Consider the following 15,523-nt stretch of genomic DNA (forward strand, 5'->3'; position numbering starts at 1 on the left):
GCTGATTTAATATAAATTTTCAATCATGAAAAGTTTAATAAAAATAGTATTCATATTTCTTTTTGCTATAGGAAATATTTGTGCGCAACAAGAAAAAGGGATTGTTGGTGTAAATAACTGGCTAAATAATTGGACAGAATTTAAACCTAGTCAACAAGATTATGGTGAAGTAACTCAAATTATAACGGGTAATATAATCGAAGACACCAAGTTATATAAGAGATATAGATATTTACTTTTAGGAAATGTATTTGTTGCTAACGATGCAACGCTTACTATTGAACCTGGAACTGTAATAATTGGTGATTACGAGTCTAAAGCATCGCTGACTATATCAAAAGGAGCAAAAATAATTGCAGATGGATCTGAAACAGATCCAATAGTTTTTACATCCAATCGAAGTGTTAAAAGAGCTGGAGATTGGGGAGGACTAATTTTGCTTGGTGACGCTCCTATGAACAAATTTGGTAATGGATCGGTGTCAAATTACTATACAGACTTAGATCAATCTTCTTATGGTTATGTTAATTATGGAGGTGAAACGGCAAATGGGACTTCTGGAATTCTTAGATATGTGAGGATTGAATATGCAGGAAAAAGAATAGGGAGAACCGATTACTTTAGTGGATTATTGCTTGCGTGCGTAGGTAATGAAACTATATTAGAAAATATAATGGTTAGTTATGCTGCTAATAATGCTTTCGAAATAATTGGAGGTGGTGTTAATTTGAATAAGGCCGTTTCATATAAATCGAACGGAATAGATTTTAAATTCAATTATGGAACACAATCTGTAATAAGTAATTCTTTGGCAGTTCGGTCACCTTACATTTCAAGTAGTAATGGGTCTAGATGTCTTCAAGCCCTATCTTACAGTAATAATAAAGAAGTGGACTTTAGCAAAAAAGGGACTTTTGTTGACGCCGATAATTTGACTGTCTTAAACTTGAGCGATAACTTAAGTAACGATATAAAAATGGGCTTAGTTAAGGAGGCAATTTTCATTGGTGAAAATGCTTCATTGGATATGAACAAGAGTGTAATTTCTGGGTTCAATCCGGCTGTTTTATTAGCTGAGAAGATTACCATTAACCAAGAAAATTTAGAAAAAATAAAATTTTCTGAAATGTATTTCAACAACTGTAATGGAAATATTTTCGTTGAGCATAATTCAAATAATGAAGACTTAGAAAACTGGTATGGTAATAGTGCTTTTTTTAATGTCTATTCCAAGGGTGTTGATTCTCAAACTTTTATTGATGTACAAAATGAAAGAAGACCAGACTTTAGATTAAAGATTAATAAAATAATTGCAACTAACGACATTAATGAAAATTAAGAATCTAATTTTGAAAAAGAACATATTTAGATTTTATATAAAGCCTTTAGGCTGAATCGGATTCATACATTTTAGAATATAGCCCCAATAAAAAAATAATATATGATGAAAAGCTCCAAATTTATTCAAATTTTTATTTTTTTATTTTTTGCTAAAGTATGTAACGCTCAAATAGTAATTAGTAAGCCAAATCTTGGTTTTACACAAGCATGTGCAAGCCCTTCATTTAATAGTTATAATGTAACATTTACATTTTCTCCAGATACAGGCATAACAGCTTCCAATCAATTTATTATAGAATTGTCTGATGAAACGGGAAGTTTTGCAAGTGCAGAAGTTATTCATACCACATCTGCTGGTAGTGTTACAGCTTCTCCTGCAACTCTTAATTTTATGTTTCCAACTACTATAGCTGGAGGGGCTTATAAAATTAGAATAAAAAGCACATCTCCTGCAGCTACTAGCACAGGATCGGATGCTTTTCCCGCATATTATAAAGAGCAAGATGAACCGTTTACAATTAATAATTTAATATCGACAGCCGTCTATTGTGCAGGTGAGACTTATACTCTAACTATCGATAATCCAGGTACGCCACCTAATAATTCGCCACTGCAATACCCAAACTTGTCCTTTAATTGGTTTAGAGAAACAAGCGAAACTACATCTGTTTTTGTAGCTTCTGGTGAATCTTTAGAAGTAAGTGAATCTGGGACTTATTTTGTAGAAACCGATTATGGTTCTTGTACATCAAACTCCTTCTCGAACCGAGTAGCCGTCAGTCAATCGGGATCTGGGTCAACAACATCTATAAGTTCAAGTTTGGGTAATCCCTATTGTTCTGGTGATGGACCAACACGACTAAGTGCTATTAATGGCAGTAGTTATAAATGGTTTAAAGATGGAGTAGAAATTACCGGAGTGACCACACAGATGTATGAGACAAATGAATCTGGTCTGTATTCAGTAGAAATAAATTTAGGTAATTGTTTGGAAACATCTACAATCGATCTTAATGCTGAAGGATTTTCAAGTAGTATCGACGTTCCTGAGAATAATTTTTTAGATGAAGGAGAAACATTGGATGTAGCAGTTACCACCGATGCTATAAATCCAGAATTTAACTGGTATAAAGATGGCATCTTAATTTCTGGAGAAATTAATAATAGCTTTACATCATCAGAAATGGGTAGTTATAGTGTAGTTGTAACACAAACTTCTGGATGTTTAGCTTCAAGTGAACATATATTCAATATTCTTGATGCATTTCCATCGGTAGCAAAAATTCCCAATATAGTAAGTCCTAATGGAGATAGTGTTAATGACACATGGATTATTCCTCAGGAATATGTCTCTGGAACCAACACTGAAGTTATCATTATTAGTTCGCAAGGAAAAATAGTTTTACAAACTAAGGATTATCAAAATAATTGGCCAGAAAATCAATTGGAATTTAAATCTATAAATCCAGTTTTCTATTACATAATAAGGCCAGAAAACAAAAAAGAACAAAAAGGTTCTATAACGGTTATAAAATAGCATGTACAAACATTTTCTATATATAGTTTTCTTTGTCTGTATTTTACAACAATCCCATTCTCAGCAGGATGGCGTTGTTGCTTTAGAGCTTCCCGTTAGAAACTCTTTAAAATTTAATAGATATGCCATTAACCCAGCGTTTAGTTTTGTAAGAGAGCAGAATAGATACATAAGTTTTACTAATAAACGTCAATGGGTGCAATTTGATAATGCACCACAGACTTATCTTTTTAGTTATTCTGGCAGATTTAGGGAAAATATTGGTACTGGAATTGCTTTATTTCAGCAAGACTATGGTGTATTAACCACGTTTGGAGGATTACTAAATTTTGCTTACAATGCTAGTATAAATAGAGATAGCAACTTAACTTTTGGTGCAAATATTGGTTTTTATACAAGTGGTATAAATGAAGGAAATGTTATTACAAATTTTCAAGACCCATCACTTAACAATATTCCTTCTAATTCTATATTAACGATAAGCCCTGGAATTAATTATGGAACTGCATTCTTCGATTTTGGACTGGCTATCAATAATTTAGCATCTTATAATTTCACCAATTCCGAAATGCTTGAGGACAATCCGCAACAAGGAGTTCAAGCACATATCATGTACACGGGATATATGAATACTCGTGGATTTTTCGATCAAAGCAAATTTTCAATGTTGATTAGGTCGGAATTTCAAAAAGATGATACTATACTTTCTGGTCTTGCTATGTTAACAATCCCAAAAGGGATATGGGCTCAAGCTGGTTATAATACACGCTACGGAATGTCTGCAGGAATAGGTCTTAATATTACTCAACAAATTGCTTTAGAGTACAATTATGAAAAAGCTATGGGTGATTTTGTAGATTTTGGAAGTTCTCATGAAATTACTTTAGCCTATAAGTTTAAGAAGCAGTATCGCTATGATTATGGCGATGATGACGATGAGGAAGCGCTAATTATGCCATCTAGAAAGTCAAATCGAGTACTTGCCAAAAATAAACCTGCTAAGTATAAAAATTTGCCAAGAGTTAAGCGTGTTCCAAAGGTTGAAAATGAAAAAGTTGAGAATGCTATAAAAACAGACACAATTGCGGTTGCTAATAATGTTCCAGATATTGAACCAGAAAAGACTGATGAAGAATTAATTGAAGAACAACGATTAAGAGCTATTGAAATACTAGCAGAGAAGCGCAAAGAAGAAGAAAGATTAAAAGCAGAAGCTGAAGCTAAAGCAAAACAAGAAGCTATTGCTAAGCAAAGAGCAGACGAACAAGCAAAACTGAAAGCAGCGCAAGAAGAACGAGCAAGATTGGCAAGAGAAGCTAGGCTTAAAGCTGAAGCTGAAGCAAAAGCTAAGCGCGAACAAGAAGAAGCTGCTAGAATTAGAGCAGAAGAGGAGGCTCAAGCTAAATTAGCAGAAGAAGCTTGGATTAAGGCTTTAGAGGAGGAAAAAATTAGGCTTGAAGAAGAGACTAAGTTAAAAGCAGAGCAAGAAGCCCAAGCTCAAAATGTGCAACCGGAGATAGTTGCAGATGAAATTATTGGCATGATAGACCTAGATGGTGTAATGGTACCAGCTCCTAGAGACAGACAAACGAGAGAAATGAATGGTCTTACCCTTTTAACTAGTAACTCTGGACTTGAGCAACAAGATTTATTAGAGCAGTTAAAAGAGAAAATTGCAATGAAGCAAAAAGATCTTGATGACTTAAAAGAAGAAAACGATTTAAGCGAACAAGGAATTTATAGCGCGCCTAAGGCGTTTAAGAGTATTTCTGCGGAAAATGCAGCAATGGCGGCAATTCAATTAAAATTGGATAATGTTATTAAAGCTAGAGATTTAAATATTAAAGAGCTTGAAGCATTATATAATGAACGCTTAAAAACGGTTAGAGATAAGCAAGATGTTACCAATAAATTTTATGCTGATAAAATAAAAGAATTAAAATCTCAACAATTGCAAGCTATAAATACTCGATCTAGTTTAATGACTAATCTAGAAGAAATAAAAGTGGCTACAGATATAGAAAGAAAACGCCGCATAAAACGTGCTGCTTTCGATAATGACCAAGTGAGATATCAAAAAGATCGAGCAACCTTAAAACAAATTAAGGATTACACACCAGTTAGTAATGAGCCGCTAGAACCAGAACATTTTGATTCTGGGGAATTATTGAGTAACATCCAAATTTTAAAGGATGTTAATAATGTAGATAATGGTTATTATCTAGTTATTGCTGTTCATAGAGATGTTGCTAAAAGGGACGAATTCTTGAGAAAAGCAGTAGCCGCTGGTGAGTCGAATATCGATTTCTTCTTTGATGTGAATACTAGTAAGTACTATATTTATTATCAAAAGTTTGATTATATAGATACTGCAAATGAAGCACTTAAGTCTAAAGGCTCACAGGCATATAATACGAATATGTCTGTGGTGAAAATTGAAAACTAATAGATATAAATGCCCTTAAAAATGGTTTATCCTTTACTTTCAGGACATCTTTTCTTTATTTAAAATAGGTGTTTCAGAATCCTTATCAATGCAATTCCTAGCAGCATAGATTCTGACTTTAGAATTATTAAACCGACTGCAATTAAAGGTTTTAAAAATAATCTTTGATATAGATTTATACTTCAATATTATACAAAAAGTAATCTAAAGACTACTTTATAAGCGAATAATATAGATAAAACGACTAAAAAAATCGATAAAATGCATAAAAAACACATATTCCTTTCTTTATTACAAAATTAATTACGATATTTATACCGATTAAAATCATTAAATAACGACGAAATGTCGATTTGGTAGTAATATACGTATGATAAAATAAATTTAATGAAACAAAATTAGAGTTCTTATTTCTTTGTTAAGCCCCAATTTATAAAGAAATAATAAATAGAATTGCCATGAAGAAACCTACTTTTTATAATTTAACACTTGTTGTTTTATTATTATTATTACTACTGTCTGCTAGTAGCTTTGCTCAAACCTACGATCCATTTACTGAAAGAGTAAAAGTTGAAGTAAGAGGAAGTATGTTAGTTGTAGGTAATAATATTATTGGGGAGAATAACTTACCGTTTAATGATTTAACAAGAGATAATCAAGATGTCGATATGAGATATATCGATATCGACTCAGATGCATCAACGTTTAGTTCCAGTAGTGCAGAAATACAATTACCACCTCATGAAGATGGAAGTGCGACAGATTGTTATAGAGTTGTTTATGCAGGTCTTTATTGGGCTGCTTCACTACAAAGCGGTGATAGAAGCGATATTAATCAAGTAAAATTCCAACTACCTGGAAGCTCGACGTATACAGATATCACGGGGGAAATAGTTTATGACGCTATTGCTAGCCCGATAGCAGCAGAGGCAAGTGAACCAGGAAACACTCCTTATGCTTGTTATGCAGATGTTACTAGTTTAGTTACAAGTTTAACTGATATAGAAGGAAACTATACTGTTGCCAATGTTACTTCAAGTGAAGGATTTAACCATTCTACAGGATTATCTGCTGGATGGACACTTATTTTAATTTATGAGGACCCTGAACTTTGGACAAAATCGTTTACCATTTTCGATGGTTTTAGCCATATTTTTGACGGTCATCAAGAAACCATAAATGTTACGGGTTTCCAAACACCTCCAGCTGGAAATATAGATTTACAATTTGCTTATGGTGCTTTAGATGGCGACCGAACTAAAAGAGCTACAAAACTTGAGATAAACGGAAAAGAAGTTACAACAGAATTAAGATCAGCCAATAAATTCTTTGGTTCTGTAATAGAAAACCTTGGTTATGATGGTAATCCTAATCCACCAAGTCTTGTTTATCCTAGGAATCCACAAAGTGAAAACACATTGGGATATGACACAGGACTTTTAGAAATCATTAATTCAGAACCAGAATTTATACGTAATGGTGATACTGCAGCCGATTTCAGGTTACAGGTAGCAAGAGGACAGGCTGACCCTATTTTCGCTTTTATGAGTGCTTTTGGTGTAGATATTATTGCCCCAGATATCGATCTCACAAAAATTGTATTGGATGAATTTGGAAATGATATTGATGGCGATGATGTGGTTTTAGGCCAGAATCTATTCTATGAAATTACTTATCAAAGTGTTGGTAATGATAATGTCACACAGTTTACGCTTAAAGATATTTTACCTGATAACATTATTTTTGATCCGGCAACAGATATAGATTATACCAATGCTGGTGGAGCAACATTGCAATCATGGGATCCCGTAACAAGAGAATTAATTTTCAATATTCCCGATAGTTCGGTAGAAGTTGGAGACCCCGCATTTGTAATTCGATTAGCGATTCAAGTAGTTCCCAATTGTTACGATTTAAGTCAGGCCTGTTCTAATGAAATTAGAAATCAGGCATTTGCTACATATAGAGGTGTTATAAATCCAACAATAATTGAAGAAGAAGGAAGTTTTGCTACAACGCAATGTTTAGGCGTTCCAGGATCTACCAATTTTATAGTAGATATTTCTAATTGTGATTTTCAGCAAACTGAAGTTTTATGCGGTTCTAGTGTGGAATTAGTCGCTGCATCGGGTTACGATAGTTATTCATGGTCAACTAGTCCAACTGGTACTCCAGTTATTGGAACAGGACAGACTTACACGGCGACAGCCACTGGAACATACTATGTGCAAAATACAACAGCCGCTACCTGTATTTCAATTAATGAGCAATTTAATGTGATAACTTATGGTAGTTCATTAACGAATCCAGTAATTCCTTATGCAGATTTATTGCCTATTTGTCCTAACGACGGTAAGGTGTTGCCTTATATATTCTTATGTGGAGGGAACGAAACAAGAACCATAAACACCAATATAAGTGATTCGGTATCAATTATTTGGGAACAATTAGATGATACAAGTTGTGCTCCTGTTGGAGTAGACGATTGTGCTAATGAAGACGATACGTGTACATGGAACCAAGTTGGAACTGGGGCAGATTATATTGCAGATACCTCTGGAGAGTTTAGAGTAGTGATTAATTATCCAGGAGGGTGTTTTAGTATATTCTATTTTAATGTGTACCAAAATTTATTAACACCAACTATTACGGCTGAAGATATTTTATGTACAACACCCGGTAGCGTTACTGTTGGGGGAGTACCATCTGGATATGAATATAGTCTAGACCCAAATGGTCCATTTCAATCATCAAATACATTTATAGTTAATGCACCAGGTTATTACGAAGTTTATATTCGTCAAGTTGGTGTAACCACTAATCCATGTATTTTTCAAACACCAGAAGTATTAGTTAGAGAAAGAGATTTTACTGTAACTACTAATGTAATTCAGCCCAATTGTAATGGAGAAACAGGAAGTATTAGTTTAGCTGTAAATGATGCGCTGCCACAATATTATTATAGTATTTATGAAGGAGGAACACTTGTAAATACTGTAGCTCCAATTACAGCAAGTGATTATACATTTTCATCATTAAATGCTGGTTTATATACAGTAAATGTTACAACTGATGATGGCTGTACTTATACTGAAGACATCACAATTGTAGAGCCACCATTGCTTACTGTTGCTGCTGGATTAACAACCCCATTAACATGTGCAGATGGTGAAATTACTATTTATCCTGTAGGGGGAACACCCCCATATAACTATTATATTAATAGTACAACTATATCTCAAAATGTACCTACTTACACAGTAACTACACCAGGAGTTTATGATATTACAGTATTAGATTTTAACAATTGTTCTGCAACAACTTCTATTACAGTAGATGCAATTTTGCCTCCAGATTTTACAGTTACACCAACAGATATTCTCTGTTCAGATGATCCTAATAGTGGGTCTATTACGATTAACGTATCAAATGCCAACGGAAATAGTTTACAATACAGTATTGATAATGGAGTAACCTTTGTAAGCTCACCTGTATTTACAGGTCTTATAGCAGGAAATTATGATGTAGTTGTGCAGTATACTATTGATGGTTCAGTATGTACAACAGCTCCTCAAAGTATAATCATTACAACAGCCTCACCTATAACAGGGACGGCCACATTAACGGCACCTTATACATGTGTTTCTAATGGCGAAATTTCAGTATCTGGAGTTACAGGAGGAACTGCGCCATATACTTATAGTATTGATGGTGTAACATTTCAGAGTGGTACGATGTTTACAGGTTTAACAGATGGAACGTATACAGTAACCATAAGAGATGTTAACGATTGTTCTTCAATCTTAGCACCAATAACAATAGATTCTTTAGATCCACCAACAGATTTAGATTTTAGTAGTTCATCATTAACTTGTCCTTCAAATACATCTGATGTTACCTTAACAAGTACTGGAGGTACAGCTCCGTTGGAATATCAAATAATTGCTCCATCAGGATCAGCTGCGGCTTATCAATCATCAAACGTCTTTACTGGTTTGGCTCCAGGTACGTACACATTTCAAGTTAGAGATGCTAATGACTGTACTTATGTTGAATCATATACTATTGATGCTTTACCAGCACTAACCATTGTGGGTCAAGTATTGAATGATGTTAGTTGTTTAGGAGCTTCAGATGGTTCCGCAAGATTCACAGTTTTAGGAACTGCAAACTTCAATTATACCATTAACGGAGGTTCTTCTACATCTGGGACTTCAATAATAAATTTAACAGGATTATTAGCCGGAGATTATACAATCGTAATAAGCGACAATGTGACAAATTGTTCAGCTACTGAAACAGTTACTGTTAATGGACCACCTTCAGCATTAAATATTTCGACAACCGTTACACCAATTGCCTGTAATGCAAATGGTAGTGTAACTATTAATACCACTGGAGGTTGGGGAGGATATACCTATGAAATTACGCAACCAGATACCACTGTTATTGGACCTCAAGGGAATAGCACATTTACTAATCTTACACAAACAGGAACTTATACAGCGGTTGTTACAGATTCAAATGGATGTATGGAGAATACAACATTCACCTTAAATGCGCCAACTAATCCAACTGCAACAATTGATGCATCATCAGATTATTGTTATGATGGCACGAATGGAGCCACTTTAGTTGTGAATGCCACTGGAGGTGTAGCACCATACGAATATAATATAAATGGTGGGCCATATGGATCAAGTAATACTTTTGCTAACCTAACACCTGGAAATTATTTCATAACAGTAAGAGATGCGTTTGGTTGTATTTATAATGTACCAAGCCAAACTATTGCTGATCAATTAACGGCTACGGCAACTTTAACAAAAGGATTGGATTGTACAACATCACCAGACGCTGTAATTAATATTACAGTTTCTGGAGGAACAGCACCTTATACTTACGAAGTATCCTATAATGGTGGTGCTTTTACATCTACTACAAATCCACCATATACTTACAGTAGTGCTCAAGTAGGAGATTATCAATATCGAATTACTGATGCCTTAGGCTGTAACACAATAACAAATATAGTCGCTATTCAACCTATTACTAATCCATCTGCAACAGTAACAACTACTGATGTTTTCTGTAACGGTGATAGTAGTGGAGTAGCAGTTATTGACGTCGATGAAACTTTAGGTCTACCGCCTTATCAAATAAGTTTTAATGGTTCAGCATATACATCGCAAACGGTATATAACGGTTTAGCTTCTGGAAATTATAATTATACGGTAAGAGATAGTAATTCGTGTGAATTTAATGGTGTAGCCACTATTAATGAGCCATTAACGGTTATATTGGGTACAGAAATAATTATTCCAATAACCTGTAGTGGTGCTGGTAATGTACTTGGTGCTATTCAAATTTTAAATGTATCTGGAGGAATACCAGATTATACCTATACTTTATTGGATAGTTCAGGTAATGCAGCTTCTACAAGTTCTGCTAATCCATCTGGACCTACAGCGAGTACGAATGTGACCTTCAACGATTTAAATTTTGGAAATTATTATTTGCGAATTGTTGATGCTAACGGTTGTGAATATAATTTTGGACCATATTTAGTAGCTTCAGATGTTAGTGAATTAGATATTGTAACAAACTCTAGTGGTAGTTGCTTAACGGGTGTTGACTATAATATCAGTATTGTTAATGGTACGGGACCTTTTAGAGTAAGAATATATGATGGAACAACAACATTTAATCCTACCGATGGTGTTGCTCCAAATGGATTACCAACATCTGATGTTTCACCAAATGAAAGAAACCATCAGTTTGCGGGCTTACAGTTTGATGTAAGCTACTCTTTTGAAGTTTTAGATATAAATACAGGTTGTTCGTACATTGAGCAAGTGCCAGCTATAGTAAGTCCTTCAACCATTTCGGTAACTGGTACATCAACTGACATAACATGCTATGAAATTCCAGGCCTTGATGACGGTACTTTCGCTTTTACTATTTCAAGTTATAATGGTAATGCACTTTCGTGGGAGGTATTTAATAATTTAACGAATACCACTACAGGAATTACAGGAAATGCTACTGGTTTAACAGGAACTGACTATAATGATTCGGTGACAAATTTACCACCCGGAGATTACTATTTGTTGGTTACTGAAACGGATATTACCTCAACGCAGTGTACGGCCCTTATAAACTTCCAAATAACCCAACCAACAGAGTTATTACTTGCACAAGTGGTTAATACCAATGCTAACTGTAATCAAGATGCCCAGGTTGTAGTTAACGGAAGCGGAGGAACACCTCCATACGAATATGCTTTTGTTGAAGATGGTGTTATACCTAGTGGAGGAGATTGGACTCCCAATAATTTAGCAATTTTGGATATTGCTGTAAATACAGATTGGGATGTATATGTAAGAGACATGAACGGGTGTGATATAAGTACACCTTTGGATGTAACTATCTCATCTGATCCATTACCAGTTGTTACTTTACCGATATTGGCAGACGATCAATGTACTTCTAATGGTAGTTCGTATACCTTTACGGCAACACCTGGAGGTGCTGAGATAGCACCTGTATCATATAGTGTTGATGGTGTGAATTTTCAATCTAGCCCAACGTTTATAGTGTCTTCAGACGGGACATATACTGTGACTATTAGAGATGGTAATGGTTGTACCGCCACAGATACAATTACGATTTATCCTCCTTTAAATTTAACACCTATAGTAACCGCATTGCCAACATGTCCAGATAATGATGGAGAAATTACAGTTACTGGGTTTGGAGGCTCCGGAGTATATACTTATGAAATTATTGCGCCTATATTAGTTGCTCCACAGGCTTTAAATGTATTCTCTGGACTATCAGCAGGAAATTATACAGTTAGAATCACAGATACTACAACTTTATGTACTAATGATGCTAATATTGAATTAGATGCTGCAACACCTGTAACATTCACTGCAGCTGGGACCGATGCAATATGTAACGGAGGAACAGATGGAATTATAACAGTTAGTTTATCAGCTGGAAATGATAATCCATCGTATACCTATGAAATAACAGCTCCTATAGTAGTAGTGCCTCAAGCATCTAATATTTTTACAGGACTTGCTGCTGGAACTTATACAGTGCAAGTGAATTCAGGAAGAGGTTGTTTTACAACTGAAGATGTTATTGTTGGTGAGCCAACACTTTTAACTGCTTCTGGAGTCGCAACAGATTTTGCTTGTGCGCCAAATAATTCGGTTGATACCTCAACGCTTACTATAACAGAAACTGGAGGTACAGCTCCATTTGGTTATAGTATAGATGGTGTAAATTATTTTGCATCAAACCTATTCGATATTATTGACAACGGAAGTGTTCAAAATATAGATATTTATGTAAGAGACTCTAATGGTTGTATAGCAACTAATACAGTTACAATTAATCCATTACCAGCAATAACTGCAACTTCGGTAGTAATAGGTAACCCAATTGATTGTAATGGAACGGGTACAGTTTCTATAACGGTTACTGGAGGTTCGGGGAACTTTAGTTATCAAATGTTACCAAGTGGAACCCCACAAACCTCAAATATATTTGCCATTACCAGTCCTGGAGATTATTATTTCCAAGTGAACGATATTGATACTGGATGTACCGCAACAACGGCACCATTTGCTGTATTGCCTTTTGATATTATTGATGTTGTTGCTACTGCGACCAATGCGGTTACATGTTTTGGAGATTTAGATGGTGCTTTAGAAATCAACATTAGCGGATATTCGGGATCATATACTTATAATGTATTCAATAGTTCGGGAACTCTAATTGTAGGTCCAATGACAGGAAACACGTCAACCAATCCTTTGGTAGTTTCAGGTTTATCTGGAGGAAATTACTATGTTGAGGTTACTGAGACTACAAGCCCGTTTTGTACAGTCACTTCGAATTCCATCACTATAGATTCACCAACTGAACCATTAGACCTTACGATTACTGAAACATCTAATGTTAGCTGCGATAATAATCAAGGTACAATAACAGCAGTTGCTGCAGGAGGATGGGGAACTTATGAGTATGCCTTATCAGGAACAGCATCTGTAGCTTTTTCATCAAATGGTTCGTTTACAAATTTATCAGCAGGTTCATATACCGTTTTTGTAAGAGATGCTCGAGGTTGTATAGTATCAGATACTATTGTTTTAAACACACCACCACCAATTACGGCTAACATTGCTGCAACGCCAACCATGTTAAATTGTTTTGGGGATAATAATGCGACCATAACGATAAGCAACGTAACAGGAGGGCAAGGGTCAAATTATACGTATACGCTTAATAGGGTTGCTCCAACAACAAGTTCTTCTGGACCTCAGACATCTAATGTATTTACAGGTTTAGGTACTGGGACTTATAATGTTTCTATTAACGACGGCTATAATTGTCAATTTACCACAGCTAATGTAACTATAAACGAGCCAACGCAAATAGATGTTAATTTAGTTTTGGCAACATCACAAACTTGTACCAACGATGCCACATTAACATTAAGTGCTTCAGGTGGAACAGGATCTTTTGAGTATAGTGATATTTCAACTTTCACAAGTGTTTTAGGTGTGTTTACAACTAATATTACGTTTAGCGTAACACCTGGTTCTTACTCATATTATGTAAGAGACGCTAACGGTTGTATAGTTACAGTTTCAAATGAAATAACTATCGATCCGCTTCCTGCTTTAATGGTTACTTTAGATACAACAAATGCAACGGTAAATTGTGCTGGAGATAGTACTGGTGTTATCATTGCTGAAGCAGAAGGTGGATTAGGAAATTATTTTTACACATTACAAGATAGTTCTGGTAATGATATTGTAGGCGCTACACAAAATAGCCCAGGTGTTTTTACAGATTTACCAATAGGTACTTACCAAGTTCAAGTAGAAAGTGGGGATTGTCTTGAGGTTTCGTCACAAGTAACAATAACTGAGCCTACAGCACCTTTAAGTGAAACCCACACCGTTACTCCAGTAACTTGCGCAGGAGGTGATGATGGTATTATTGAAATAACTGCAACAGGAGGAACAGGTATTATTAAATATGCAATTTCACCACGCTTAGATCAGTTTTTTGAAGAGAACATTTTCGATAATCTTGCTCCTGGTACTTACGAAATAATAGTTCAAGATGAATTAGGTTGTTATGTAACTTTTACTGAAACTTTGATTGACCCAATTCCAGTATCAATCATCATAGTTCCAAATTCTATTTTACCTGAAGTTTGTGATGGTGATATGAATGGTGAATTTAGTATTGATATTTCTGGAGGTAATATGCCATACAGCGTAAGTCTGGATGATATTAACGGTACTTATACAACTGGAACAGCAACACAAACACAGTTTGATTTTACCAATCTAATTGGAGGAGATCATATTGTTTATGTGCGTGATGCTTTAGGTTGCGAGTCCGAATGGAATATTACTTTCCCAGAATCTGTTATTATAAATCCAACTGCTGAGGTTGTATTTGGCTGTACAAATAACATCTCAAGTAATACAGTAATAGTAACTGTTGATGCCAGTAATACAGATCTATCTCAGTTAGATTATTCATTAAACGGAGGGCCGTTCCAGCCTAGTAACGTGTTTATAAATATACCAGCAGGTATAGGACATTACATTGATGTTAGACATACTAATGGATGCATCCAGCAAACACCACCATTTGATGTTCAATCTTTTGATCCTTTGCAATTAGTGATAGAAGATGGTGCAATAAATGAAATTGTGGCATTGGTGTCGGGAGGAACAGGAGATTATGAATTCACGCTTAACGGAGAGTCTTTTGGTAATACAAACACCTTCTTGATTTACGAATCTGGAGATTATACAGTTACAGTAACAGACTCTAACGGTTGTTTTGCAACTGCAACAAGATATTTTGAATATGTGGATGTATGTATACCTAATTATTTTACACCTAATGGAGATGGCAATCTTGATGGTTGGGGACCAGGTTGTACAGAGCAATATAGAGACCTAACGTTTGATATTTTCGATAGATATGGAAGAAAGATCGCTACGCTAAGAGTGGGTGAGAAATGGGACGGTAGATATAACGGACGTGAGCTTCCTACTGGTGATTACTGGTATGTTGTTAAGTTAAACGATGAAAGAGATAATAGAGAATTTGTGGGACATTTTACATTATACCGCTAAAAATTAATGCCTCAAAGATTA

At 35.1% G+C, this 15,523-nt stretch carries 4 protein-coding genes; all 4 read left to right on the forward strand.

Translation table 11 applies throughout. From position 1 onward, the window contains the following. The first annotated feature begins 25 nt into the window (after positions 1-25). The 4 genes from FEF17_RS11350 to FEF17_RS11365 all read left to right on the forward strand — a co-directional run bounded on the left by FEF17_RS11350 (position 26) and on the right by FEF17_RS11365 (position 15,502). On the forward strand, positions 26-1,339 hold the full coding sequence (locus tag FEF17_RS11350) for a hypothetical protein (protein WP_139002512.1): 1,314 nt from the start codon (positions 26-28) through the stop codon (positions 1,337-1,339). 102 nt (positions 1,340-1,441) lie between these two features. Next, positions 1,442-2,878 (forward strand): T9SS type B sorting domain-containing protein, encoded by a 1,437-nt coding sequence (locus FEF17_RS11355; protein WP_139002513.1) that lies wholly within the window; start codon positions 1,442-1,444, stop codon positions 2,876-2,878. A gap of 1 nt (position 2,879) precedes the next feature. Beyond that, positions 2,880-5,324: a PorP/SprF family type IX secretion system membrane protein gene (locus tag FEF17_RS11360; RefSeq protein ID WP_139002514.1), complete on the forward strand. Its 2,445-nt coding sequence runs from the start codon at positions 2,880-2,882 to the stop codon at positions 5,322-5,324. A gap of 458 nt (positions 5,325-5,782) precedes the next feature. Continuing rightward, entirely contained in the window at positions 5,783-15,502 is a 9,720-nt protein-coding gene (locus tag FEF17_RS11365) for a T9SS type B sorting domain-containing protein (protein ID WP_139002515.1), read from the forward strand. Positions 15,503-15,523: the final 21 nt, after the last annotated feature.

The organism is Hyunsoonleella aestuarii, assembly GCF_006148925.1.
Classification (GTDB): domain Bacteria; phylum Bacteroidota; class Bacteroidia; order Flavobacteriales; family Flavobacteriaceae; genus Algibacter_D; species Algibacter_D aestuarii.

Excerpts from the sequence above, each read along its gene's own strand:
- FEF17_RS11355 (WP_139002513.1), top strand. The coding sequence starts at position 1,442 with ATGATGAAAAGCTCCAAATTTATTCAAATTTTTATTTTTTTATTTTTT.
- FEF17_RS11360 (WP_139002514.1), top strand. The coding sequence starts at position 2,880 with ATGTACAAACATTTTCTATATATAGTTTTCTTTGTCTGTATTTTACAA.
- FEF17_RS11365 (WP_139002515.1), top strand. The coding sequence starts at position 5,783 with ATGAAGAAACCTACTTTTTATAATTTAACACTTGTTGTTTTATTATTA.
- FEF17_RS11350 (WP_139002512.1), top strand. The coding sequence starts at position 26 with ATGAAAAGTTTAATAAAAATAGTATTCATATTTCTTTTTGCTATAGGA.